Below are 26,410 nucleotides of genomic sequence, written 5' to 3' on the forward strand. Positions count from 1 at the left end.
TCTAGGCCCTTATGCTCGAGTGGCACTGACCTCGGCAGGTGACCACACTTCGACTGCTGTTGCAGCTTGAGCCGGACATCGGCCGGCAAGCCGATCATGAGTACGCCGGCCCAGTTTTGGGCTATGCGGGCCTCTGTCTGAGGTCGCGATGATGCACTCAACGCCGGCGGGCGCAACCATGGCCCGCGGATCACAGGACGCATCCGCACCGAGCCGATTGGGCGTAGGCCGACAGGCGCGGGTCGATCCCGGCATGCGCCTCGCAGAAGCGGTCTATGATTTGGGTGACTTTGTCGCTGTAGTCGCGGTGCCAGTGCCCAAGGCCGTGGAGAGCACTTTCCTGACAGGCGATCGATTCAAGCTGAAGGATACGGTCCATGGTTTGCAGCGCGCAATCGTGGAGCGTTGGGAGGTCGGGATCATCGGCAAGAGCCAAGTTCGGAAACGCATCCCACCACTTATAGCAAACACCGTTGAGTACATTGCTCGCGGCTTGGCTAAGGTGAGACAGGCGATGCTCGCAACGCGGCTCGAACAATTTGACAAATAGAGCAGCGACAGACCTGACGCAGCGAACACGGCCTTCGACCGGAACATCAGTTGAACAGAGCCACCGGCGGTCGCCGCCGGCATTGGTATTCATCAGGTAGGTTAGGCCCTGCGCGATTTGGACGTCGGCAAATCCCTGTAACGCAGGCTCCGGGTCTTCAAATAGTCGAGTGAGATAAGCTACGACTTCAAGCACCGGCGGATACCACCAATCATGCTCGGGATCGAAGTACCAAAGGTGCTCGCTGAAAGCGAACCTCGCGCCCAAATGCGTGCTCCAGCCAAGCATCAAAGCTGAGGTGTTGAAGGCGCATCGCAAGTGCCGCGGCTTAAACTAGCAAGTCGATCAATGACGTCGCGGCTAGGCAGTGCCGGCAATGACCATTCTCCTCATATGCAAATCATAGCCCTGATCTTCAGCCAAAATTCCCTGTTCTGTGGTGGCACCCGACCACCGCGACACGCTTGTATTCGAAGGCGTTTCTGTCGTTTCTTACGTTGCCACGGCGGCGATTGCGCTGCGGTTTCCCTGTAATATTCCCTGTTACCAGGGAAGGTCGGCCTGCTTTCCGCGGCCCCGACCAAAGACCCCGGCGCTTTGAGAAAAACGAGCGTGATCAGCTTCCGCTGGCGAGGTGCCCGGCGCTCGTGAAGTCGATCGAGTTGAGGTTGATTGCGGAAGCCGTTTGGGCGCGACATTGTCGATGCGACTCTTACGAGCCGCGCGTGCGTAGCCGTCGTGGCTGGATGGCGCGGCCCCAAACGAAAACCGCCGCCAGCGTTTGCACATGGCGGCGGTTCAACGAAGCTCGGCTCTTGGCCGAACCGCTCCGGCGGCGCGTTACCGCACGTACCAATATCCCCACCAGCGCTGGGACACCGGCCGTGCCTGCGCCTTCATTGCTGCGACTTCCCCGACCGGGCGAAGCTGCGGGCCATAGATCGCGGGCGGGTAGACGTCGTCCCAGAACACAAGTCCGCCCTGGACGGCGGCCGCCCGGTGTGACGGAGCAAGTGCGAGCTCGGCGGCCGGCGCGACGGAGACCGTTACGGTAAGGCCAAGAGCGGCCAGGGCAATGGATGGAATAAGGGCACGGAAGTTCATTGGATTGAATCCCTCATGAAATGCGATGGGTGATAATGCGACGGGTTCCGGATGGTTGCAAGGGCACGGGCTGGCCGGCTGACGCCGAACTTCCGGTTGCAGGGGCGCATGGTGTCGCCAACGCGCGTCGGATCGACCGCGACGGACCTTGATGCATTGGGCTGCGAGAACGTCTCTTAGATATGTCGTCGACATATATATAGAGAGAGTATTCGATGATCATCTCCGGCCGAGACGAGATCAGCCCGAGGTCGGCAGCGTTGCCGCGCGCGCGACGTGCATGCAAAGGAGACCGAACCTTGAACATTTTTTTGGCGCTCGTGAATCCCCGAGAACCATGATGTCGACACACTGCTCACTCTTGATAGGACGCGCACGATCCAGGACGACTCCCAGGACGACTCTCATGACTTCTGCGTTTGTCTCTGCTTCCATTTTCGGCGCTGGCCTCATTCTCGGATACGCGCTACGCGCCTGGCGCGTCCAACGAAGAGCCGTGAGCTCATCCAGCAGCGCCTCGCGCCGGGCCTCGCGGCCCGCTCCGACCTCGACGTTCGGCCACGCCCGGCGAGCCTTTTAGGCATCATCCCATTCGATGACGGTATCCAGCTTCACACTGAACCCGATGGGACATGACGACATGAGTGAGCCCAAGAAGGATGCGCCGCGACGCTACATCGTGGACGGCGCCGGACAGCGCGTGCTTGTCGGTCTGACGATCTCGGAAACGATCGAGTTCGAAGCGCTGGACAAGCCGGACGCCCGTCCCGGCGCCGAGCTGCTCGGGGAGGCGGCGCGCGTCCGAGAGGCCAGGCTTGGCGAACGTTGGGTGGAGCTCTACGTCAAGCACGAGCGAGCGTGGAGTGACTGGATGGCCCAGACGCGTGCGCAATCGCCGCTGCCGTTTCTCAACTGAAAATGGTGAACGTCCATTCCCTCCCCAGACCGTCTCGCGCCTCGGTGGCAGGAGGCTGAAGATCATCACACCGCGAGCATGCGGCTTCCCTGGATGCTCATCAGGGTGAGGTTGCCGGTCGCATAGGCACCGGTGTCGATATTGGCGCGGTTGGCCAGCAATTCGGCGCTGCGGACCGGCGTATGACCGTGGACGATATATTTGCTGAACTGCTCCTCACTGCGCAGGAATTCCTCGCGAATCCAGAGCAGATCGCGCTCGGTCTGCTCGGCGAGCGGCACGCCCGGGCGAACGCCGGCGTGGACGAAGAAGAAGTCTCCGCAGCTGAAGCTCAACCGCAGATTGTCCAGGAATTCCAGATGCTCGGTCGGCATGGCGCGAATCAAGTCGCGCAGGATCGATGCCGGCTCGTCGCGCTTGAGATCGGGGGGAGCAAGCCCGTAGGACATCAATGTCTGGGTGCCGCCGAAGGCAATCCAGTCCTCGAATAGGGAAGGATCTTCGAACACCCTCACCAGAAAGGCCTCGTGGTTGCCCTTGAGGAAGACCGCATTTCCCCGGCGGCTCCGCTCGACCAGGATGTCGAGGGTTGACCGCGTATCCGGGCCGCGATCGATGTAATCGCCCATGAAGACTTCGACGGCATAGCGCGGCCGGCTGCGCGCAACGTCGGCGTCGATCACCCGCAGCATGGGCTCGAGCAGATGCGCGCAGCCGTGAATATCCGAGATCGCATAGATGCGGACGCCGTCCGGCAATTGCGGTTTGGGAAGCGACGGCTGGGATCGCGCAAAAGATTTCATGGCGCTCATCGATCGGGTGGTCGGAATAACATCCCCAAGTCGCCGGCACCGGAGAGCGTCCATCCAACGCGAACACGGCGAGTTCCATCGGGGCGCAACCCGTTGTCCGTCCCGATCACGCCAAAAGAAGGGCACGGCATTTTTTGCCGACTTGTTTGATGCACTTCAGGAACGAGAGGGGTCCGTAGGAATTGCATCGCTGCCTCGAAGCGTGCGGCAAGTCTGCATGACTCGCCGCGGATTCTCGCATACACCCGCAGATAGAAATCCGATGAAACTCTCGCGAGTGATTCGATGTTGCGTTCGTCGGCAGCAAGCGGCGCCTCAAACTTGAGCGAACAGCGGCTCGTGCAACGACAGTGTCGCATTGGATGCGGAACTTGATTCAAAATAGGGCAGTTCGTTCGCTCGTATGTCAGCACTGTGACGACATTTTCAGCGCACCGAATTTCGCCGCGCATCTCAACGCGACACATCGTCCGTGCGCCGCAAAAGTTTCGCGTGCAGCGCCACAATGTCGCTGCGATCGACCAACACTTTCCGTGCGGGGAATTGACGAGTCTTCAGCATCACGATGAGCGTCAGGCACTCTCTCGATACGCAGAGGTTCGAATGGCTGTTGCAACTTACGGTTCTGAAAGCGCTCATGCGCTGTCATCTGCGCGCGGCAGTGCGCTTCAGAGGCCCTTTCAGGTCGTCGTCATCGCTGCTGACTTTCTGTTGATCCTGCTGAGCTACGCGGCGGGAGCTTCGCTGTATGGCGTGGTGGTCGCATCGCCGCCCGACGGTGCATCGGTGGGGGCCGGATTGTTTGTCGGTGTGGTGTTCGTCGGGATCGCCTATTTCCGGGACGTCTATTCCACGCACCGCCTGCTCAATCTGGTTTGGCAGCTTCGAATGGCGGCCTTTATCTGGCTGACGTCGCTCACGATCCTCGCCGTCGCGGCCTTCCTGCTGAAATCGACGGACAATCTGTCGCGCGGCACCGTCATCGTCTTTGCCGTGATCGGCGGGCTCGGCTTGATCAGCCTGCGCTTCGTCTGGCAGGCCGTGTTCGGCACGAGCTTTGCGAGAAGCCGCCTGGTCGACCGCAAGGTGATCCTGCTCAGCCTGAAGCCGCTCGACTTCACCTCGAGCCGCTTCAAGGATTTGCGCAGGAACGGCTTCGACGTCATGCGCCATTTCGTGCTCGGAGAGGACCGGGATGACGGCCAATGGGAGCGGCAGATTCGCGACGTCATCCGTCAGTCGCGCGCGGCCGATGTCGATGAATATCTGCTCGCGATCGACTGGAACGAATTGCCGATGCTGCGCAAGCTCGGGCCATATTTGCGCGCCGTTCCGCAGCCGATTCGCCTGCTGCCGGACGATTCCGTTGCCGACCTCGTGACCCGCCCGTTCCTGCCGGTCAGCGGAACCGTCGCGGTCGAGATCCAGCGGCCGCCGCTGACCATTCTCGAGCGGCTGCAGAAGCGCTGTCTCGACGTCGGCGTCGCTCTGTTCGCGCTCGTGCTGCTGACGCCGCTGCTGCTGACCGTAGCCGTGCTGATCAAGCTGGATTCGCCGGGAAGCGTCATATTCCGGCAGTCGCGCCGCGGCTTCAACGGCAAACCGTTCGAGATCTGGAAGTTCCGCACCATGACGGTTGCCGAGAATGGCGAGACGGTGACCCAGGCGACCAAGGGGGATGCCCGGGTCACCAAGATCGGGCGCTTCCTGCGCATGACCAGCATCGACGAGCTGCCGCAGCTCTGGAACGTGCTACGGGGGGACATGTCGCTGGTGGGACCGCGTCCGCACGCGCTTGCCCATGACAATTATTACGACGAGCTGATCAGCAAGTATGTCTACCGCCATCACATGAAGCCGGGCCTGACGGGCTGGGCTCAGGTGAACGGATTCAGGGGCGAAACGCCAACGATCGATCTGATGGAAAAGCGGGTCGAGTACGACGTCTGGTACGTCAGCAATTGGAGCATCTGGCTCGACCTGAAGATCATGGCCCGCACCGCGTCCGCCGTGATGTTCCAAGAGGCCTATTAGCCGCTCGATCTCTCAATCGCCGGAAACCTCCGTGGACGGGGCCTCAGGTTCCATTTCGCGGTGGCCTGCGGAAGAGCCGCATGATCGCATCGCGCAGCGCGAGCAGCGGCGGCACGAGCACGAAGAAGGCTCCCATTGCGACGGAGACGATGACATGGCGGATCGAGAAAGGCTCGTCCTGCTCGATCTGGCGCCGGTTCGGGTCGATGGGCGCGGGTGAGAGCGTCGTCGCCATGGGGTGGCGGAGCGGCTTGCGTGGAGGGACCACGATCAACACGAACAGAATGTTGAGCAGGACCCAAACAGTCAAAATCGTCAGGACGATCAGCATCCGAGCCTACCGGAAAAATAACTGCGAGTATGAGCCGAGTTTAGCCCCGGGGAACCGAGAAAGAAAGATGCCTAAAGTTTCGGCATTTTCAGGCCTCAAGGCTCGGATCGTCTCGTCTTATCGACAGCTGCTGGCACCGGCACAAACTTTCCCGGCGACCACCGTATCCGTCAATCCTTGCTTTTGGCTAGAGCAATAACTGCAAGTTGTGGATTCCGGACGAATACGGAGCCCGCGAGCAGGTCCGGAGCGCTTGCCGCATCTCGGTCCGTGCGCGAGGGCGCACGGGATGCCCTTCAAGCGACCGCCAAGCACGAATAAGGCCCGCTGCCAATCGGCAACGGGCCCGAGCTCATTCCAGTTGTTCAGTGGGAGCGGCGCCTCGCCTCCGCCTAGGCGTGCTCGACGTAATAGCTGTTGTGGTGCTTGCCCTTGTAGGCCTCGATGCGCTTGAGCATCTTCGGGTTCGCGCGGTTGAGCACGGCGCCGATCAGCTTCTTCTGGAGGACTTCCGAACCCGAAACCGACTCCTGCAGAGCGGTCCGCGTGGTCTGGCCCCATTCGATCACGTAGACCATGGCGTCGATCAGGAAGCTGACGGCCTTGGAATCGGCCACCGGCATCACCGGGGCGAGATCGATCACGATGTACTCGTAGTGCTCCCTCAGCACCTTGAGCAGCTCGGCCATTGCCTTGGATCCGATGACGTCGGCCGAATTGACCATGCGCGAGGCCACCACGGAGGGCAGGAAATCCAGTCCCGTCTCCTTGCTTCGCTGCACGTGGTAGCCGAGGTTCGCGGGATCGTTGAGGGCCTCCACGAGGCCGGTCTTGGCGTTGGGCGCGAGCTCCCGCGTCAGCGAGCGCGTGTGCAGATCGCCGTCGATCAGAACCGTGCGATGCCCGGTGAGGGCGATCAGCTGCGCGAAATTGGCGGCCACCGTCGTCTTGCCCTCCTTTGGAAGCGAGGAGACGATGCCGATCACCTTGATCTCGCGGGTCAGACGCGCGACGTCGATCGAAACTTTGATGTTGCGCAAGGTCTCGGCAAAGCGTGAGAACGGATGATCGACGACGTAGCGGGACAGATCGGGAGGGCCGGTCTTCGCTGACGTCGGGAGCAACGTGCCGGCCGTCGTCGGCGAACGTATGTCCGGCAGCACGCCAAGGCATTTCACGCCGAGCTCATCCTCGACCTCGCCGGGGGTCCGCAGCACGTCGCTCAGCAGTTCACGCGCAAATGCCGCGCCGAAGCCGAGGCAGAGGCCGCCGACCAGGCCGCCCACGAGGGCGAGGACCGTTCGCGGCGAGCTCTTGCGGTCCGGCTTGGTGGCGGTGCTGATGAGGCGGGCCTCGCTGAGGGGAAAGCTCTGGTTCTGCGTCGCGCTCTGCAGCTTTTCCAGGAAGTTGTTGTAGAGATTGCGGTAGGTGTCGGCGGCACTTTCGAGATCGCGCAGCTTGACCTCGGCCTGGCCCTTGTTGCCGGCCTGGGCGACGAGCTCCTTCACGTTCTTCTCGAGCGAGGCCTCCCGGCTCTTCGCGATCTCGTAGTCGCTGCGATAGGCGTCTGCGATCCGACGCAGTTCGTCGGCGATGTTCTTGCGCAGCTCCTCCATCTTGTTGGCCAGATTGACCGCCGCAAGGTGGGACTTGCCGTAGCGCCTGGACCAGTCGGCATATTGCGCCTGGAGGTCGAGATATTGAGCGCGCAGACGGGTGATCACCGAGTTGTTGAGGGCGTCCGTCACGGTTGATTGCGCAACATCCTGATCGGAGATCGTGTCGATCCGGTCAAGCCGGGCCTTGGCTTCGGCGGTCGCAGCCCGCGCCTGAACTAGCTGCGTGTTGAGGTCCGACAATTGCTGCTCGGACATCAGGCCGCGGCTGGTTCCGACGATGTTGTTCTCGGCCTTGAAGGTCTGGACGGCGCGATCGCTGGCCGATGCCTGCTCGCTCAGCTCGAGGCTGCGCTGCTGCAGCCATTCGGTGGCCCGCTTGGTGGACTGATATTTGGCCTCCAGGGCGCCGACGAGATAGGCATTGGCGATCGCGTTGGCGATCTTGGCGGCTTTGTCGGGGCTCCGCGCTTTATAGCTCAGCGACAGCACATATGTCGTCAGCACACGCTCCGTACGCAGATTCTTCTGAATCTGCTGGACGACTGCATGTTCGATTCGCTCCTGGCTTGCTGGTTCGCCGGAGCCGAATAGCGATGTCAGCTTGCCGATGATGATAGAGAGCAGGCCGGGCTTGGAGCCGTTGAACTCCGGGTCTTCTGTCAGCTTCAGGCGGCGGACGACGGACAGAATGAGGTCGTCCGAGTTGATGATCTCCACCTGGCTGTCGACGTAGCCCGTGTCGATCAGGGCGCTGCTGGCGTTGCTGTCCTTGTCCAGAACTTGCGTCTGCCGCGTATCCATCATGATGCGGGCGTTTGCCGTATACATGGGCTGCGCCATGGCCAGGTAGACGATCACCAGGGCCAGCGAAGCTCCCGTACAGACCGCGATGATCGGCCATTGGCGGCGAAGGACGTCGGCCACGCGCTCGAAGCTGAGGACCGCCCCGCCGAATTCGATGCCGAATCGGTGCCCCGACTGGAAATGTTCCCTAGGCTGGTACATGTGCTAATTCGCTGCCTTTGACGATCATGGATCAATTCGGAAGGGGGACGGGCTTGAATGGATTGGCCAGCTTGGTTCTCCACTCGCCTTCGAGGAGTGCTCCGCCACGGCCCGGCTGCGGCGAGGTCTTGATTTGCGATTGGGCCTGGACGCCGGAGCTGTCCTCTCCGGCGCCGGAATAACCGGCCTGCACGTTGAGATCGCCGATCCGCTGCACGAAATCCCTGATCTTGCGCGCGGCGTCCGGCTTGGTCGACGTGCAACGTGCTTCGGCAAGGCGCAGCGCAGCGCCGATGGACGAGCGATCGGCTGAAGCCGACGCCGAGATGAGCGTCTGGACGGACGGCAGCACCGACGGATTCGTCGCGACATAGCGCGCGAGCCAATACCGCAACTTCTCCTTGTCATTGCGCAACCGCTCGAGGAGCGAGGACGGCGACTTCACGAAGGTGTCGAGTTCGAGTTGCGAGGCGCGGTCCGAGAATTCGACGCACTGCGCGCGGCAAGCACCAGCGCTCGACACGATCAGCGCAGAACCAATCAAGACAATCGCTAGCCATCGCGGCTGCGCATGACGACGTGTTAGTCCGCGGCCCATCCGTGTTCCTTGCTTCTGTTGCAATAGGAGAACAGGCGAAACTTGACAGGTAACTGTGTCATCTTTTTGTGCGACGCAAAAGCTGGTGCAAAGCTGGCGACAAAACAAGCGCGAGCCCGCTTGTTCGCCGGTTGCAAAAACAAGTTCTACAATGCCTGCGAGATCGGCAAATCACGCCCATGAATGTTGCAACCTGAAAACATATCGGGCACTCGCGCAGCCGCTCGTCGCAAAGCCGACACAAGTCACGAGGCGCGTTTATTGTTCCCCGTTGGCGAAAGAATTTTTCGTGCGACATTGGCACGCAGCAATCAACGTGCTCAAGAGCCTCGATCGCAACAGTGCCGAATTTCGCGCACACTTTGCGCGCAAATACTCGCAATCATCCCATGCCGATTGGCTTGCGCGCCGAAGCAGGCGTACGTCGGATGAAAAGTGGCATGAACTTGGCGCTCGCATGTCCGAATGATCTGCAAGCTTTGAAATTATTGTCGGTCGTCATGCATCGAATGCGGCTCCGCGATTGCAGAGATTGATCACGCGTTGAGACCTGATACACACTGCTGCGGTGCAACAGCTACGGAATGTTGATGTGACGGAGTTGGTTCATCGTGAGAAGGCGCACGTCCTGCCGCTCGACAGCATCCGAGGGATCGCCGCGACTTCCGTGGTGATCCACCATCTGCTGCTGATGCCAACCTTTCTCGCGGCATTCCCGCACAACGCCTGGATCAACTGCTCCTTCTTCAGGAGTGCATGGCTGCTGGTCGATCTGTTCTTCGTTCTCAGCGGAATGGTCATGGCGCTCAGCTATGTCGAGAACGACTTCACGCGCTTCTCGCTGCGCGAATTTATGGTACGGCGCCTGGCGCGAGTCTACCCGCTGCATATCGTCATGCTGCTGGCAAACCTCGTCTTTCGCCTGCTGCGCATCGGCCTGGTCATGGCGGGGGTGGTCGTCGCCGCGCCTGCGGCGTTCGAAGTGAACAATGCCTATTCCTTCGGCCTCAACGTCCTGCTTCTCCACTCGATGGGGTTCATCGACTATCTCAGCTGGAATGCGCCGAGCTGGAGCATCAGCGTTGAGTTCTACACCTACCTGGTGTTTGGTCTGATCGTTCTCATTGCCCTGCGCATGCGCTCGCTGGCGTGGTTCTATGTCCTCTCCGGGCTGCTCGCGGTCGGAAGTCTCGTCTTCATCATCTTCGTGCTCGAAAAGAAGAGCATCGAGCTTCAGACGGATTTCGGCTTGCTACGCTGCTTCGTCGGCTTTTTCCTGGGCGTCTTGATGGTGAGGATCGTCGATCGCCTGCCGGCCAAGCCGCGGCCTGCCGCGCAGGGCGCATTGCAATTCGTCGCCATGATCGCGAGCATCGTCCTGGTGTCCCTGGCTGAGGCCAATCCTGCCGCGACCTTCCTCGCGCCAGTGATGTTCGCGATCTTCCTCGGCAGCCTGCTGGCCTTTCCGGATGCGCTGCTGGTGCCGCGGATCCTGGTGGCCAAGCCGCTGATCTGGTTGGGGCGTCGTTCGTACTCGATCTATATGGTGCACGCGCTCGTGGTGCTGCTGGCTGAATACTTCGTGCGGGGCGTGGGGGCGGGGCGAATCGCCGCCCTGGATTCGATCTGGGCAGGCCTGCCGGCGACGCTGAATCTCGTCGTTTCACTGGCCGCCGTGCTCGCGGTTTCGCACCTCACCTATCTCTATGTCGAAATTCCCGGCGGCAGGCTCCTGCGAAATGCATTCGGAAGCCCCCCGGATTTTGCGCCATCCCCCGCCCGATCGGCGCGGCTGAGCAACTGAGCCGCGCATGAGCACCTTCGCGCTGCAACCCCGCAGGATGATGCTGATCAGCCTCAATATCGAGGCGATCGCGCTCGCAGCCTATCTGGTCCGGGATGCCTTCGGCGGTATGATGCGGTACTACACCAGCATCATGCATTTGGACGCGCTTTGGTTCGTGCCGGATGGCATTGCGCTTCTGTGCCTGGTCCAGTTCATCGTGCATTGCATCTTGCGCAATCGCAGTATCATGGCTGCAGTTGTCCTCGTGCAGATCATGCTGTCGCTGGTGCTCGGCTACTTCATGCTGGGGACGGTCAACGCGGCGATGTCGTCGTTTAAGATGATGCTCCCGGTGTTCGTCGGATTTTGTTTCTGCGACACCAGTCTGGGCTCCTACAAGAAGTTGCTGTCGGTCATCGCCGCGACGTTCTACCTCTCGCTGATCGGCGTGCTACTGACGAAATTCTACTTCATGCCCTGGGTCGGATACAAATATGAGTCCTTCGGCGCCGTTCGTGAGGCGGGTCGCTTATGGTGGGCCTATGGCGGTGACGATCAGCGTCTCACGGGCTTTGCTGCCGAAAGTACCATGGCGGCCTTCTTCATACTCGTGTCCTTCGCAATTACGTCGATCCGTAAGAGCACGCTTTGGTGCCTTCTGTACGGCTCTCTTGCGGTCTACATCATCCGTCTGACGACCAGCAAGACGACCATGATCGTCCTCGTGCTCTACTTGATTCTGCTGGTGTTCGTGCGGATGCTCCCGGAGAAGTCGCGCTTCTCCGCGATACGGAACATTGCATTGTGGTCGTTTGCCGCGATCCTGGTGCCGTTCTTCATGATCGTGCTCGCTTCGGGTACCGCCGCGGTGCCGCACACGACCCTGTTCAGCATCGTCGACCGCATCAACAACAGCTGGCAACTGCCGTTCGTCTACCTGAGCCAGCTCATGCCCGTTGGTCTCGTGACCGGCTGCGGCGTGGGCTGCTTCAACTATCCGCAGAAGCTGTTCTCGCCGCTCGCCGCCTTCTGGGTTCCCGTCGACAATTTCTACATCGGCACGTATCTGATGTTCGGACTCCCGTTCGTCGCATTCATGGTGATGGTATTCCGGGCGACGTTCGGCACGACCGACGTCTACAAGCTGACGCTGATCTTCGTCGTCAACTTGTTCACGATCACCGTTCTGAATTACGGCCCGGCGTCCGGCCTGCTGATCATCGCGTTGAGCTTCAGCGAGGTGTTCTCGCGGCGCGCGACCACCGCGCGGGCGGGCGACGCCGTGCCAATCATCGTACGGCCACCGATGCCGTCATTAGAAGGCTTCCGCCCGGATGTACCGGCGGCGAGCGGAAGCAGGTGAGAACGAACAATGCATAAACGGCTCGCATTCATCGACACACTGCGCGGCATTGCCGTGCTGGCCGTCCTGGTCCAGCACGTGTTCGAGGTCATCCTGGAAAAGCACCCGACGGGTGTCTATTACGGGCCCCTCCACGACATATTCGGCTACTACATGAACTTTGGCCGGTTCGGGGTCGTGTTGTTCTTCTTCGTGAGCGGCTTCGTCATTCCGTTCAGCTTCCCGGACAGCGCCACGCCTGTGCGCGATTTTACGATCAGCCGCTTCTTCCGGCTCTATCCGGCTTATTGGACTTCGATCGTTGTCGGGCTCGTGTCGGTGCAGCTGCTGGATTCGAAGAGTTTTCCGCTGGGGCAGATCGCCGCTAACGTGACGATGTTGCAGACTTTCGTAAACGTCCCGAATCTCTGGGTGTTCTATTGGACGCTGGCGATCGAACTCTTGTTCTACGTCGGATGCACCATTCTCTTTGCGATGGGGCTGCTCAACCGGCGCCTCACGGCGGTGACCATCGTCGTTGCCGCCGCGCTGGTGGGAACCACAGCTGCACTTTTCGTTGAGAGCAGGGCAGTCTCCTCGGTGATGGAGGTCGGCTTGAACCTCTCGGCGATGTTCCTGGGCAAGATCATCCGCGACACCGTCATTGGCGGCAAGCTGCGGTGGACGCATGTGACCGTCTGCACGCTTCTGTATGCGGTCTTCGCCGCCACCCTGTCCGACCGGCGGTTCGGCGGCGTGTATCACGAGAATTTCTTCTACAGTTATTCGATCGGATCGGCCTATATCTGCGCGGCGCTTGTCTTCATCGGCTTTGCCGTGTTCGGCGAACGGATGGCCTGGCGCCCGATGGCATTCGTCGGCGTGATCAGCTATTCGGTCTATCTGATGTCGCCGTTCGCGATCGTCTACGTCCACCGCCTGGTATGGTTCGGCGACGGACCCCTCGGATGGTCGATCTTCCTGGTCGTCATCCTGGCATTGTCGATCCTCGTCAGTTGGATGACATACACGTTCATCGAGAAGCCCAGCATTTCCTTCGGGCAAAGATTCCGCTCCGCGCGAAGAAAGCCTGTCGTCCTCGAGCCAGTGCTCAGCACCCAGGGTGCCGCAGAGTGATCAAGGCACCTCACCAGCCGGGCGCCGCCTATGATGGATCGTTCCTTCCTTCGGTCCAGGGCCTTCGTGCCATCGCAGCGCTGAGCGTGCTGATGGATCATTTCTACGACATGCCGAAGGCAGGCATGTACGACATCCCGAATCCCGGTTTTCTGCCGCCGCTCTGGCCCTGGCTGCAGTCGGTGATCAATGTCGGCGGGCACGGTGTCGAGCTGTTCTTCATGATCAGCGGCTTCCTGATCCCGGCCAGTCTGATACGCCACGGTTCTCTGTCGCGGTTCTTCTTCGACCGCGTCCTGCGCATCATGCCGGTGTTCGTCGTGCTGCATCTTGCGCTGTTCGCGATCGGGCCGATCGTGGCCTACAAGTTCTTCCGCGGGATCGATCTCACCAGCTATCTCGCGATCTTTGCGGCCAACCTGTTCTTCGTGCAGGACGCGCTCGGGTTGCCCATTGCCCAGCAGAATGCCTGGACGCTGACCTATGAGTGGGCATTCTACATCTGGTTTGCGCTGACATTCTCGATGTGGCGCGCCGGCGGCAGGCTGCTGGCTGCGCCTCTGATCCTGCTGGGCGTGGCCTGCCTGATGCGCTGGCCGATCACCGCGTTCTTCTGCATCGGGATGCTGTTCAGCGCGACGGGATTTCGCATTTCCATTCCCGGACGGCTCGGTCTGGTCGCAGGGCTCGTCTGCGGGGCCGCGCTGTACGCGAGCCTGGTGCTGTTTCATCCGTTCGTGGGCCTCATTCCCGGATTTCTGCTGTTCGCCATGGTGCTCGCCCCGGAATCAGGCCTCGGGAAGGCCCTGAGCACGCCGGCGCTCCAATATATCGGCAAGATCAGCTACAGCCTCTATCTCGTGCACCCCTTCGTGCTCTTCCCCTTGCAAGTGGTTGGCCTGAAGCTGGTTGCCGCCGGCGTCGACCGCTGGCTGCTATGGGCGGCTTTCATCGGACTCGGGCTGGTGATGTCACTGGCTGCAAGTGCGATCAGCTATGAACTGATCGAGGTCCGGCTGAGGCGCTTGCTGGACGGCGCGTTCCGCAGCACGTTCTTTCGACCGCTGAAAGTGGGGCAATCGGCTTGAGAAAGCGCGTGTCGCGCTCACACGGTACGACCGGCGAGCCTGTGATAGGATCCAAGCAACCGTTCGGCAATGTGGTCCCAGTTCAGAGGGCCGGCCGCGGTCTGCCGCGCGCCGTCAGCCAACGTTGTGGCGAGTGAATTCGACGTCAGCACGCGCTCGAGTGCATCGGCGAGCGCAGTGGCATCGCCGGGAGGGACCAGGAGACCATTGACGCCGTCCGTCACGACGTCGGGAATGCCACCGGTGGCGCTGGCGACGACGGGACGCGCATTCCCATAGGCGGATGCGAGCACCCCGCTTTGTGATGCATCCTTGTATGGCAAGGCAACCACCGTAGCAGATTGAAATAGACGTCCGGTATCCGCAGGCGAAATGTAGGCATTGATGGTCTTGACCGTCGGCATTGCCTCCATCCGGGCGCCGAGCCGTGTCATCTCGGGGCCGCGCCCGGCGACGATCGCTTCATGCGCGACGCCGCGCTGGGCCAACATGTCGATCGCGTCGATGAAAACGTCGAGGCCCTTGTAAGCCCACATCCGTCCAAAAAACAGGATGCGTCCGGATTCGGGCTCGGTGAACGAGCTTTTGTCCGGCGGAACCATCAGCACGCCGTGCATGCTGGAAACCGTCTCGCCCTTGAAGTCGGGCGAGGCGCGATGAAAATCTGCAATGCAGCTCTCGCCGTGCGTCGTGACGATCGAGGCGGCCGCACGCATGCGTCCGCGCCAGGCATCTTCACGGGGCGAGGTGCCGGAGCCGCCCTCCGAGTGCGGGATAGCATCGTGAACGGTCAGCACCAGGGGAATGCCGAGCGGACGCAGGAGCTGAATCAGCTTGGACGTGTAGATCTCGGGAACTTCGTGACAATGGATCACGTCCGGGCGGAAGGAAATTATGTCGATGAACGAGGCAGGGATGCCGATTGCGCCGCCGCGCCGCAGACTGAGGTCGCGAATCCGTGTCTCGAACGGCGCCGTCACAGCGATATCGGCAAGCTCCCATTGCTGGTTCGCGTCTTTGCGGTTGAGCACAAGCCGAACGTCGCAATGATGCGCCAGTCCCGATGCGAGCCGGTAGGAATATTCCGCAAAATGCGGCGCGTAGATGGCCACGCGAAGGCGCTTGGCCATGTTAGTTCTTTCCGCTCCAGAGGTCGATCGGGAATGCACTCATCAAGGCACGATGATCAAAGTTGAGGCGCGCAGCTCCCCCCATCTCGCGACCTTCGTCAATACTCGTCGCAAACTCGACGGCGAACCGGCCGGTGCCCTCATAATAGTCATGATACTTGAACTCGGCCTCTCCGCTGCTCAGCCGTACGTATCGAGCCGGTATCCCGAATGCCTCGGCGACGATGATGCCGTGGAGCGAGCTGGCCAGAACCAGTTCAGCTTCGAGTATGGCGTCAATTCGGCGGTTCCAGGATCCCAGCGGTGAGACCACCGTATCGGCGGCAGGGTCGACGATGTTCAAATCGTGCAAATTCGGAACAAACACCCACGGCTTCTTGGCAGTAGGGCGAAAACGATTTGGAAACAGCTGAGGAAGCAGCAACGCCGGATCTCCGAACACTTCGGGAACCGCGATGCCCCGGCGCTGCAGAACTTCCCGGGTACGGGGGCCGCGCACCGCTCGCACGTCCAAATTCTGCACGCGATGGTTGAGGTCGCCTTGGCCGGGGCGTCCGTTTACGCCGCTTCCCCAGATCACATCGCCATTTCGCGCGTAGTGGAGCACGGAGCCGATCGCGAACAAGCGCGCTTGCCGCGGCACCTCATCGGCGAGCGTATAGCCGAATTGCCGCAAGAGATGGTCAACGACAACGATCGAAAGATGATCACCGAAATTGATCGTTCCATCGTCGGGACGCCAGAAGAACAAGTCCACGTGCGGATAGGGCAGTTGATGAATAAAGTCGCAGCCGACCTCGTTGATCAGCCGTCGTAGATTGCCTCGAAAATTCATGCTGCCTCGGATGTAGCTGCTTTCTTGCCGTAGTGTCCTCGTAAACAAGGCGACTATTGGACCATAGCAGCCAATGGCTCATCGACGAATGTCGACCTAACCCCGAATTGTGACAGGCTTCCAGTTGCGCCACGAGATTATCAAGCCGCGCTCGATCGTTTCGGGCGTCATTTGGTCGGCGCTCGATTCCGCGGTCGGGCAGGCGCTCACGCTCGCAATCTACATGATCATGGCGCGGCTGCTGTCGCCGCAGATTCTCGGCATCGTGGCAACGGGAGCGCTGGCGCTCGAGTTCTGCCGGGCAGTCCTGATCGAGAGCATCGCGATTGCCGTCCAGGCGCGTCCCGATCCGAAGGATGAGGATTACACTGCCTCGTTTTGGCTCATCGCGGGCCTCTCCTTGTTTGCAGCACTCGCACTGTTCGCCTCGAGCGGCGCCATCGAACGATTCTCCGGTCTTTCGGATCTTGCCATCGTTCTCAAAGGATTTTGCATCGTGGTGGCCGTGCAAGGCCTGTCACGGACGCACGAAGCCTGGCTGACGCGCAATCAACTCTTTCGATCCCTCGCCATCCGTTCGCTTTCTTCAATCTCGGTTGGCGGAGCCGTAGGGATCGCGCTGGCGATACAGGGTTACGGGATCGTTGCGCTGGTCGGACAGCTCGTCTCGACTTCGTTGATCTCGCTGGTCAGCCTTTGGATCCTGACGCCCTGGCGCCCTCGGCTCCGGGTCAGCCGGCAGGCTGTTATCGATCTCCTGAGCTATGCGCGCTACGTGGCGCTGACGGGAATCACGAACTTTGCCAATGCCAATTCCGATCTGATTTTCGTCACTTGGTATACCGGCGCCGCCGGCGCGGGCTTCTACAGCCTTGCCAAGCGCCTGGTCAACGCCGTGAGTACCGTGATCGGGAATGCGTTGAACCGCGTGTTCTTTTCGACCATCGCTGGCCTCCAGCATGACCGGGAAGCATCGCGTTCGACGCTGGTCGACTTCGTCAAGTACACGTCACTGCTGACGGCCCCGCTTTTCGCGGGCATAGCGGCTCTGGCACCGGATCTCATCGTCGGTTTCTTCGGATCCAAGTGGGGCGAGGCCGCCCCTCTACTCGCGATCATGTCGATCACCGGGTTCTTGACCACGATCGGCCTCTACAATCACTCGGTGATCCTGGCATTCGGCAAACCGCACTGGCAGACTTGGCTGACGCTGATATACGCGGTTTCGAACATAACGATCTTCATCCTCGCTGCGCCATTTGGCCTTATCGCCATCGCTGTCGGCTATGTCGTTCGCGCCTTGTTGCTGTATCCACTGTCCGCCGGAGCCTCGATGCGGATCTTGGCGCTCGGCATCAGGCCCTATGCCGCGGCGCTGATGCCGGCACTTGCGGGCTCCGCGGTGATGGCGTGCGCGGTGGTTGCTGCCTCCATTACCATGCCGGCCACGTCGCCATGGCTGCGTCTCTCCGCGCTCGTGCTGCTTGGTTCTTCGGTCTATCTTGCCGTTGTCATGGCGGTCGCCCGGCCGGCCGTGGTGCGGATATGCCAGGAAGTCTGGGGTCGTGTGCGGCGATCGTCTAAGACCTAGCCAGAATTCGGCCTGCACGCACCAGCTAGCTTGCGTTGGCCGCCTGTCTGGCCTCGGCAAGATCGAGCGGCTCGGGCTTCGGGACGCGGGCTGATCTTGCCCCGCCAGGCGCAAGCCGGTTGATCAATCTTCTAGCGGGATCTTCGACGTAGCGATATGTCACGTCGGCAACGACTGTCAGAACGATGCAGCAGACCAATGCAAACACCGGAAACATGCTTGGCTGAAGTCCGAAATAGTGCCAGGCCGGCTTGAAGAGCAGGATCAACAGCACTTCGTGCATCATGTAGATGGCATATGACGTGTTGCCGAGGCGGCCGAGCCAATCGGAGCCGGGAAACCGCGCGAAGGCGCTTTCTCCCGTGGCTGTGACGAGGATCGCGAGAGAGAACAGTATGATTGCAAGGTCGGGCTTGGCAAAGAAGTTGAGAACCAGAACCGAGACGGCAAACAGCGCTATTCCGGCGAATGCAACCGGCTTCTTGCGATAGTCGCTCGAGAGCCTGAACAGGACGGTTAGGAGAATCCCGTTCAGGAAGCTCGGAAGCGCCCGTAACATCCCGAAATCGAAAGTTGCCCCGTACATCTGAGAGCGTTCCTGCCAGATCGGCAGGTGAGCATGGGCAAGGATGCCGTAAGAGAGCGCGACGATGATCGCCAGCATCAGCGGCGAGATCCTCCCGGCCAGCAGCATGAACAATGGGAATAATAGGTAACAGAACAGCTCGGCGCTGATGGACCAAGCCGGCGAGTTGAAGCTGAGATGATCTGTAATACCCCATGCCTGCACGAGGAAGAGGTTTTGAATGAAATCCGTCAAGCTCGCGTGCGAGGTCGGACCGGATATGCCCATGAGAGCAAGGACCGCGAATATCAACAATGTGAGCAGATGCAAGGGGTAGATTCGCGCGATCCGCCTGATGAGGAAGCGCGCATAGGAGCGCGGGCCTGTCGAGGTTGAAGGATAGGAGTAGGAAATCACGAACCCGGACAGGATGAAGAACATGTCCACGAACAGGCCATAGGACCCGTTCCAGGCCGGTGAGATGCCCTTGTCGATCAGCTTCAGGTGGAAGATGAAGACCCCGAGCGCGGCGACGAAGCGGTAGAAGTCGAGAACGACAAAACGTCTTGCTTCACTGGCTTCCATCGGGGCTCGGTTTCCTTGCACGTTTCGTCGCTCTTCTAGAGACGAATTGTGACGCAAGTTCGCAAGCGCGGCGGCCGATGGCGGCACAACCCGACGATCCCTCCGAATTCATGGGGCTCATCCAATTGCGGATGGCAGAGAGCCCTTTGCTCATCGATGAGGCAGGCGCCCGACCAACGAGCGATCAGGGGCCGGGACATGGTCCCGGCCCCCAGCGACGTTGGCGCCCGTTTGGGCAGGTCTCACCGGCTCAAACGAACACGAAGTCGTGGCTCGTCAGGCTGGAGACGTAGACGTTCTTCAGCAGAATCGAGTCGGTCGCCGAGAACGTGATGAGCGCGTTCGTGCCGGACTGCGTGATCTGGAGCTGGCTGTAGTCCTCCGCCAGCAGTTTCGAGATCGCGATCGTGTCGTGCGTCGTCCCGCTGCCGGCCTGGAAGTTGAGGATCTGGTCCTGGCCGTGGTCGTACGCGATGGTCGTCGAGTTCGGCGCCGCCGAGAACACGTCATTGCCGGCCCCGCCCTGGATCGTCACGCCGCTGGCGACGGCCGTGACGTTATGGGTGCCATCGGACTTGGTCTGATCGATGAACTCGAGCGCCTTGGCGGTGTTGTAGCTCTCGTGCTGCGTGACGCCGGCCTGTCCGTTGAAGTTGAACAAGAAGACGTCCCTCGAGCCGTCGGCGTGGCTGGCGATCTCCTGGGTCTTGATGCCGGCACTGTTATAGATGTCGGTCAGCTTGCTGCCGTCATTGTTGATGACCTGGGTATAGTCCAGAGTGCCGTCGGCGTGGGTCCTTGTGATCTCGACGATCTTGCCCGAGGCATCGAGGTGCTGGTGCTGCGTCGTGTAGGACTGGCCTGTGATGTTGTAGTTCCAGTTGTCCGACGTGCCGTCGGCGTTCTTGATGTAGGCAGCGGTCTTGATACCGCCGGTGTAGACCGTGGTGGAACTGTAGCCGTCGCTCTTGGTCGTCACCTCGGTGGTGATAATTCCTTTGGCGTCATACCAGCCCGAGGTCTTGGTGCCGTCGGCGCTCTGCACAAGAGTGAATGCCAGGCTGTCGTCGGCGTGGGTCCGCACGATGTGCGTCAGGAAACCGGTGGTATCGTAGGTATCGTGCTCTTTCGTGTAGTTCTGACCGATGACGTTGAAGAGATAGACATCCCTCGAGCCGTCGGAGTGATAGTCGGTTTGTGTCTTCTTGAGGCCTGAAGCGTCGTAATTGGTCACGACGCTGCCACCGTCGCTGCCGACGACCTGGGTATAGTCGAGCGTGCCGTCGGCGTGCCAGCGGGTCACCTCCGTCGTCTTGCCGGTCGGATCGAGATGCTGGTGCTGCGTGGCATAGCTCTGCCCGGTGATGTTGTAGGTGTAATTGTCTTGGCTCAGGTCGGCATTGGTGATGTAGGCCGCAGTTTTCAGGCCGTTGGTATAGACCGTTGTCGAGCTGTAACCGTCGGCCTTCGTGATCACCTCGCTGGTGAGGACCCCCTTTGCATCGTACCAGTCCGTCGTCTTGGTCCCGTCCTTGCTCTGCACCAGCTTGAACGCCATGCTGCCGTCCGCGTGCTTCCGGATCAGCGTCGTAAGGAAGCCGGTTGCATCGTAGACGTTGTGTTCGGTCGTGTAGTTCTGGCCGGTGATGTTGAAGAGGAAGACGTCCTTGCTGCCATCAGCGTGGTACTCGGATTGTTTCGTCCGTACTCCCGTCGCGTCATAGATGGTGACGACGCTGCTCCCGTCGTTGTTGACGACCTGGGTATAGTCGAGCGTGCCATCCGCGTGCTTGCGGGTGACGGACGTGACCTTGCCGGACGGATCGATGTGCTGGATCAGCGTGGCGTAGCTCTGGCCGGTGATGCCATAGGCATAATTGTCCAGACTACCGTCGGCGTTCTTGATGTAAACTTTCGTCTTGACGCCGTTGCTGTAGAGGGTTGTCGAGGCGAAGCCGTCGGCCTTTTGGACCACCTCGCTGGTGAGGCTGCCGGCGGCATTGTACCAGTTGGTCGTCTTGGTGCCGTCGGCGGTCTGCATCAGCTCGAAGGCCAGGCTGCCGTCGGCATGCAGGCGCGTCAGGGTCGTGAGGAATCCGGTCGAATCGTAGACGTCGTGCTGGGTCGTATAGTTCTGGTCCTTGATGTTGTACGTCCAGACATCCTTGCTGCGATCGGCATGGTAGGCCGTCTCGATCAGTTTCACTCCCGTGGCGCTGTACAACGTGATCACGCTGCTGCCGTCACTATTGTAGACCTGGGTCGAGTCCAGCGAGCCGTCGGCATGGCTGCGGATCACCGAAGTGACCTTCCCCGAAGCGTCGAGATGCTGCACCTGGGTGGTGAAGCTCTTGCCCGTGATGTTGTAGGTATAGTTGTCCTGCGAGCGGTCCGCGTTCTTGACGTAGGCGGCTGTCTTCACGCCGTTGGTGTAGAGCGTGGTGGAGTAATAGCCGTCGGGCTTCTGGACGACTTCGCTCAGCAGGGTGCCGGCCGTGTTGTAGGTGTCGGTTGTCCGGGTTGCGTCGGTTCCGACATGAACGAATTTCGTCTGCACGCCGCCGGTGTAGCTGATCACGTCCTTGGAGCCGTCGCTGTGGACGATGGTGGTCGAGGTCGGCTGCCCGCTTGAATTGAGGCCGGTGTCGGATTTCGAGAGCAGCTTGCCGCTCGAATCGTAAGTCCTCGTGCTGGTCCAGGTCGCCGCCGAGTTCGTCACCGAGAACGAATATCCGCCCTGGATCTTCGAGAGCGCGTTGCCGTAATGGGCGATCATGTAGTCCATGGTCGCCTTCGACGCGACCTGCAGGACGTGGGAGTCGGTCAGGGTGATTGTCTGCAGCGCCGTCGAGTCGCTCAGATCGGACAGTTGCGGCACGATCTCCGCAGCCGTTCCGGTGACGCTGGTCCTTGTGTCCGGGGCGGGCGGCGTGGTCGGGGGCGCGTCGATCTCGATGATCACAGGGTGATCGCTGACCGGAATGGTGATGGTGCTGACGTCGGTGTAGCTGGCGATCGCTGTGGTGCCGGTCAGCGTGTCGTACACCTTCACGGTATGATGGACGGCGCCGAGGTTCACCGTCACCGTCTGGGCCGCATTGGACAGCTCGGTATCGGTGGCATCGTTCCAGAGCTTCGGCTCGGCCCAGACGACGAGTTCGTAGGCGCCATTGCTCTTGCCGAGCACCATGCTGTTGCCGGTGGCCGGCATGTTGCTCAACGTGTAGTTCAATGGGTCAGTCGGCTGCAGGCCGCCCTTGCCGTCGTCGGCCAGAATGGTCGTCAGGTTGTGAATCGCCGTCGCGGCGAGCTTGGGCGTGCCGTCGGAATTGAACAATCCGAAATTGGCTTCCGGATTGGTGTTGGCTGCAGACGAGTCGCGGTCGAACAGCTCGTAGAGGTAAGTTGCACTCACGCCGGCCTTGTAGGCGACGACAAGCGTGTTCAGGATCGATTTGGCCTGCACCGTCTCGTTGGCGCCGAGATACTGGGTGTTGTTTTGCGTGGTGTAGCCGGTTTCCGTGATGACGACAGGCTTTCCCGGAGCCGCGGCCATGACGGCGCTCAGCGTCGCCGCAATGGAGCTGCTCGGATTGAGGCCGGTGCTGACATAAGCGTGGGCGTTGGCATAGTCGACCGAGCCCGACATGTTGCCGAGCTGGCTGTAGCCTTGCGGATCGTTGTAGGCCAGTGACAGATTGTAGACGGGGATGCTGGCGAGCGTCGCGTTGGCATTGACGGCCTGATAGAGCGCACTCTGGAACTGGGCCGCGGCCGAAAGGCTGGAGCTGCCATTGTAGCTGAAGGGCTGGTGATTGGCCTCGTTGAGCCCCTCGATGGCGGTGATGCTACCCGAATAGCTCGTCGCGAATTTTTGGAGCGAGGCGATGTAGTTCTGCAACCCGACCGTACCGGACTGGGGCAGCGCAGACGATACCAGAAAGTCGAACTTGTAGCCGGCGGCGGCCAGGCCCTCGACGACCGGCTGCGCAGCGGGGTTCGTGCCCATCGCGTCGCGGAGATGGGTGACGCCGATATATTCGAGGCTGTCGGCCATCAGCGCGAGGTTGTTGTAGCCGGTCCATCCGAAACCGGCGTGCGTGTTGACGCCGATGGAGTTGATGAAGCCGCTGGCGGACAGGATGGTTTGATCAGGCATTGCAAACTCGGGTTTCAGCGCGAACGAAATTGCTCGCAGGGATTTGCGTCGAAGCTTCTCTGTCGAGTGTGAATTTCAGATAAAAATCGAAGCTACAAATCGCGAGTGAAATGCGGTTCCTTGTGCAGGAACAGCTCGACTCGTGTTGCAGCAGAATGCTGATGCGATGCCCGTGCAGGATGGCGTGAGAATGGCGCTTTCAAGATTTCCACGATTCACGCTGCTAAATATATGCGCAAGCCGTGCGAGTTCGATCCAACGCTTCGGCTTGAGAGCGTGTCATACGAACGCGGCGGTGGGGTGCGACTCTTTCGTCTGCGTCATCGGATGGCACAGGGAGTCGGCAGATGCCATTTTCATGGGCGATCAATCTGAAAGATTTTATCGCACTGGTTGTATCCGTATTTTCCCGGATATGACCGCTTGGTTTGATCGGGGAGGCGCAATGGTTCCGTCCAGGACCTGAATTTGAGCCGTGGCCCAACGGCTCAGTTGCTCGCCCGCTGTGTTCCGATCCGTGCCGGATGCGGCGAATTGGGCTAGCCGCGACGGGCCAGCATCAGAAAGTCACCGCGCCATCCGACGATCGCCGTTGCGAGCGCGGCGATCACGATCTTGCCGGCAAGCCATGTCGCGGGCTCGGTCGGCATCGCGCCGAGTGATCCGATCAGGACGGCGGCCACCAGCGCCTGCGCGACCAGTGACCAGCGCGGGAATGCCTCGAACCGCAGGGTCGGACCGAGCGCAAACAGAATCGCTGCCAGCGTGGCGAGGCAAGCGCAGCCGACCGCCTGGTGCGGCGACAGGCCGGCCCATGCCGCGGCCAGCGCGACGGCAGCGACGATCGCGAGCTGGCCGGCCGCAACGATCACGAGCCTCGTTGCGAGCTTCTCCAGGTGCGGAACGACCGCGACGGTCGCCTGGAGATGCGTGTGCAGGAAATAGAAGACGGCCACAACAGGTGCCGTCGTCAGGAAGCCATCAAGGCTCTCCCGCGGCACCAGGATACGGGCTGCATCCGGAATGAAGCCGACGAGACCGCCGAGCAGCACGAGGGTCGTGCAGACCATGAACTCGAACATTCGCCGCGTCGATTGCACCGACTTCATGACGGTTCCGTGCTCGAAATCCTTCACGACATCGGGATAGCTCACGGTGTGGATCGCTGCATTGAGGACCCAGAACGGGCGTTGCAGCAGGTCGAGCGCAATCGAGAATCCGGCGCCGGCGCCCGTCGCGCCCAGCCGGCCGATGATGATGAAGCGGAGCAGCACCGGCACCGAGAGATGGATGACGGACGCACCCGCCGCCAGCATGCCGTAGCGGGAGAAATCCTTCCAGTCGGCCAGCATCGTCCGCAGCGGAACGCGCTCCAGGGGGGTGCGATAGGCCACCAGCCCCGCGAGCAGGCCCAGGGCGTGGCCCGCACTGACGCCGAGCAGCGCCGCTTCCGCCGTTCCCCAAATCGCCGCACCCGCGGCGGCTCCGGTCAGAAGGGCGGTAGCGCGAAACGCCAGGAGAGAGGAGGCGACACCCAGCCGGTCGGACAGGCGGACCGACAGCAAATAGAGGTCGGTCAGGCCCTGAAGCACGGATATGCCGAGGCCCAGCGCGATGATCCCGGCCGGGAGTACGCTGGCCAGAGATGCGCAGCCGCCGACCACGACGAGCGCGCCTGCGCTCGACAGGCCCGCGGCAAAGAGCGACCACCTCAGCCGCGCCGCCTCGTTCTCCCCGGCTGCTGCCAGGAAGCGCAATCCGGCGAGCTGCAGCCACTCGAACATCAGGACGCAGAGCAACTGGCTCGAGGCCAGTGCCAGCGAGAAATTGGTGTAGTCGGAGGCGGGCAACAGATGACTGATCGCGAAGATCAGGATGATCGCCGCGGCGCTCTGATAGAGGTAGCCCGCCATCGCGAAGAGGCGTGTCATCTCGGAATGAGGCGCTCCTTGCCGACGGCCCGCGGCGCTTCAGTCGTTGCTGCGCGCACGCGCGACATCCGTTGCTCGCGCAGTTGCTCGTACAGATTCTTGTAGGATGACAGCACGTCGGCAAATACCCATTTGTTGGTATCCGCGATCAGGCGCCGGCTGATCTCGTCGATCTTGTGCGGATCGGAGGCGACTGCGAGCATGCTGTCGGCCAGGGATTGCGGATCGGCTTCGGTCAGCCAGCCCGTCACGCCGTGCTCGATGACCTCGGGCATGCCGCCAAAGCGCGTTCCGAGCAGCGGCCTGCCGGCCGCCTTGGCGTCGGCGACGACGAGCGGACCGGGGTCGTGCCAGATCGAGGGGGCAATCACCACGTCGACCTGCTTGTAGAAATCGTCCGGCACCACGAATCCCATGAACTCGATACGCGCATCCGGCGCGAGCGCCCTGAGGCGCCGTTGTTCCTCGTCGCTGACGCGACCGGCGATCAGCATCCGGATGCGATCCCGAGGCAGCATGGCAAGGGCATGCATCAAATTGTCGATGCCCTTCTCCTCAGTGAGCCGGCCGATGAACCCGAACGTCACTTCCGTGGTGCAGACCGGGCGAGGGTAGGGCTCGCGCGGCGGCTCGGTCGAGGCGTTGCGGATCACGGTGCGGATCGGCGTCTCCGCGAACATGCCCATGTCGGTATGGATCGACAGCACGCGCTCGCTCACGCCGACCACGGCGCTCAGCCAATGCGTCGCCCGCTTGCGATGAAAGGTCAGGATCCCGCAGCTCGTGCAGGTGTGCTCGCAGGAGTGCCCCTTGTCGAAGCGCGAGCAGCGCGGGCAGGTCAGATAATAGTCGTGAAGCGTATGCAGCACCGGCACGCCGAGCTGGGCGGCAACGCGCCAGATCGCGGTGGTGAGACCTGACAAATTGTTGGAGTGCAGCACGTCCGGCTTGAAGGCCCGGATGCGTTCCGCGATCAGCGGCGCCTGCATCTGCCAGTCGTCGACCGCATGCCAGATGCTGCGCTTTACGATGTTCTTCGGCAGCGAGAAGGGCAGATGGAAGTTGCGCACCGGCGCAGAATAGACGTTGATGCCGTTGCAGCTTTCACGAATCTGCTCGGGCGCGGATGCGCTGCGGATCACCTCGACCTCATCTCCGCGCTGCACCAGGCCTTCGGCGAAGCGCCGCGCGAAGACCTCCGCACCACCGACGATCTTCGGGGCCTGAGGCGTCGGATAAAGCGTGGACGTCAAAAGAACTTTCATCACTTAACCTCATGTCTTGCAAAATCG

Annotated in this window: 19 protein-coding genes; 7 read left to right on the top strand and 12 right to left on the bottom strand. The window is 61.1% G+C overall.

All coding sequences use genetic code 11. The features are described from left to right. Positions 1–190: 190 nt before the first annotated feature. A complete protein-coding gene (locus tag I6F09_RS15480) occupies positions 191–817 on the bottom strand; it encodes a hypothetical protein (protein WP_225188459.1) in 627 nt (208 codons plus the stop codon). Between the two features lie 573 nt (positions 818–1,390). After that, positions 1,391–1,654: a hypothetical protein gene (locus I6F09_RS15485; protein ID WP_225128151.1), complete on the bottom strand. Its 264-nt coding sequence runs from the start codon at positions 1,652–1,654 to the stop codon at positions 1,391–1,393. Positions 1,655–2,294: 640 nt separating this feature from the next. Between I6F09_RS15485 and I6F09_RS15490 the strand changes: the two genes are divergently transcribed. After that, positions 2,295–2,570, top strand: coding sequence for a hypothetical protein (locus I6F09_RS15490; protein ID WP_225188460.1), 276 nt, complete (start codon positions 2,295–2,297; stop codon positions 2,568–2,570). Positions 2,571–2,635: 65 nt separating this feature from the next. Here the strand turns inward: I6F09_RS15490 and I6F09_RS15495 are convergent, their stop codons facing one another. After that, entirely contained in the window at positions 2,636–3,373 is a 738-nt protein-coding gene (locus tag I6F09_RS15495) for a metallophosphoesterase family protein (protein WP_225188461.1), read from the bottom strand. 612 nt (positions 3,374–3,985) lie between these two features. Here I6F09_RS15495 and I6F09_RS15500 point away from each other — a divergent pair. Continuing rightward, entirely contained in the window at positions 3,986–5,416 is a 1,431-nt protein-coding gene (locus I6F09_RS15500; protein ID WP_036035390.1) for an undecaprenyl-phosphate glucose phosphotransferase, read from the top strand. 43 nt (positions 5,417–5,459) lie between these two features. Here the strand turns inward: I6F09_RS15500 and I6F09_RS15505 are convergent, their stop codons facing one another. The 3 genes from I6F09_RS15505 to I6F09_RS15515 form a co-directional block, all read right to left on the bottom strand. Next, positions 5,460–5,747 carry a hypothetical protein gene (locus I6F09_RS15505; RefSeq protein ID WP_225138986.1) on the bottom strand — a complete coding sequence of 96 codons (288 nt, stop codon included), beginning with the start codon at positions 5,745–5,747 and terminating at the stop codon, positions 5,460–5,462. Positions 5,748–6,139: 392 nt separating this feature from the next. Then, positions 6,140–8,371 carry a Wzz/FepE/Etk N-terminal domain-containing protein gene (locus tag I6F09_RS15510; protein ID WP_225188462.1) on the bottom strand — a complete coding sequence of 744 codons (2,232 nt, stop codon included), beginning with the start codon at positions 8,369–8,371 and terminating at the stop codon, positions 6,140–6,142. Positions 8,372–8,402: 31 nt separating this feature from the next. Beyond that, positions 8,403–8,969, bottom strand: a complete 567-nt coding sequence (locus tag I6F09_RS15515) for a hypothetical protein (RefSeq protein ID WP_225128145.1) — start codon at positions 8,967–8,969, stop codon at positions 8,403–8,405. 592 nt (positions 8,970–9,561) lie between these two features. On the opposite strand from I6F09_RS15515, the gene I6F09_RS15520 reads away from it, so the two are divergent. From I6F09_RS15520 to I6F09_RS15535, 4 genes are read left to right on the top strand one after another with little or no spacing between them, the layout of a single operon-like run. Continuing rightward, positions 9,562–10,773: an acyltransferase gene (locus tag I6F09_RS15520; protein ID WP_225136233.1), complete on the top strand. Its 1,212-nt coding sequence runs from the start codon at positions 9,562–9,564 to the stop codon at positions 10,771–10,773. Between the two features lie 7 nt (positions 10,774–10,780). Next, the gene (locus I6F09_RS15525; protein WP_225112413.1) at positions 10,781–12,118 is read left to right on the top strand and encodes a hypothetical protein; all 1,338 of its coding nucleotides are present in this window, start codon (positions 10,781–10,783) and stop codon (positions 12,116–12,118) included. Between the two features lie 9 nt (positions 12,119–12,127). Continuing rightward, positions 12,128–13,234 carry an acyltransferase gene (locus I6F09_RS15530; RefSeq protein ID WP_225188463.1) on the top strand — a complete coding sequence of 369 codons (1,107 nt, stop codon included), beginning with the start codon at positions 12,128–12,130 and terminating at the stop codon, positions 13,232–13,234. After that, positions 13,231–14,322 carry an acyltransferase gene (locus tag I6F09_RS15535; RefSeq protein WP_036013946.1) on the top strand — a complete coding sequence of 364 codons (1,092 nt, stop codon included), beginning with the start codon at positions 13,231–13,233 and terminating at the stop codon, positions 14,320–14,322. Before I6F09_RS15530 ends, I6F09_RS15535 begins: the two co-directional genes overlap by 4 nt. A gap of 17 nt (positions 14,323–14,339) precedes the next feature. Here I6F09_RS15535 and I6F09_RS15540 read toward each other — a convergent pair whose 3' ends face one another. Both I6F09_RS15540 and I6F09_RS15545 read right to left on the bottom strand, forming a co-directional pair. Further along, on the bottom strand, positions 14,340–15,452 hold the full coding sequence (locus I6F09_RS15540) for a glycosyltransferase (protein ID WP_050995919.1): 1,113 nt from the start codon (positions 15,450–15,452) through the stop codon (positions 14,340–14,342). 1 nt (position 15,453) lies between these two features. Then, complete coding sequence (locus I6F09_RS15545) at positions 15,454–16,287, bottom strand: polysaccharide pyruvyl transferase family protein (RefSeq protein WP_050991696.1); 834 nt, start codon at positions 16,285–16,287, stop codon at positions 15,454–15,456. 124 nt (positions 16,288–16,411) lie between these two features. On the opposite strand from I6F09_RS15545, the gene I6F09_RS15550 reads away from it, so the two are divergent. Next, positions 16,412–17,878 (top strand): lipopolysaccharide biosynthesis protein, encoded by a 1,467-nt coding sequence (locus I6F09_RS15550; RefSeq protein WP_225188464.1) that lies wholly within the window; start codon positions 16,412–16,414, stop codon positions 17,876–17,878. A gap of 25 nt (positions 17,879–17,903) precedes the next feature. On the opposite strand, the gene I6F09_RS15555 is transcribed toward I6F09_RS15550, so the two are convergent. The 4 genes from I6F09_RS15555 to I6F09_RS15570 form a co-directional block, all read right to left on the bottom strand. Further along, entirely contained in the window at positions 17,904–19,028 is a 1,125-nt protein-coding gene (locus I6F09_RS15555) for an acyltransferase (protein ID WP_051057155.1), read from the bottom strand. Between the two features lie 250 nt (positions 19,029–19,278). Continuing rightward, complete coding sequence (locus I6F09_RS15560; RefSeq protein WP_225188465.1) at positions 19,279–23,187, bottom strand: RHS repeat protein; 3,909 nt, start codon at positions 23,185–23,187, stop codon at positions 19,279–19,281. A 539-nt stretch (positions 23,188–23,726) separates the two neighbouring features. Beyond that, positions 23,727–25,118, bottom strand: coding sequence for a hypothetical protein (locus I6F09_RS15565; protein ID WP_225188466.1), 1,392 nt, complete (start codon positions 25,116–25,118; stop codon positions 23,727–23,729). Continuing rightward, positions 25,115–26,383, bottom strand: coding sequence for a glycosyltransferase family 4 protein (locus I6F09_RS15570; protein WP_225188467.1), 1,269 nt, complete (start codon positions 26,381–26,383; stop codon positions 25,115–25,117). Before I6F09_RS15570 ends, I6F09_RS15565 begins: the two co-directional genes overlap by 4 nt. Positions 26,384–26,410: the final 27 nt, after the last annotated feature.

It is taken from the genome of Bradyrhizobium sp. IC3195, from assembly GCF_020193585.1.
GTDB lineage: Bacteria > Pseudomonadota > Alphaproteobacteria > Rhizobiales > Xanthobacteraceae > Bradyrhizobium > Bradyrhizobium yuanmingense.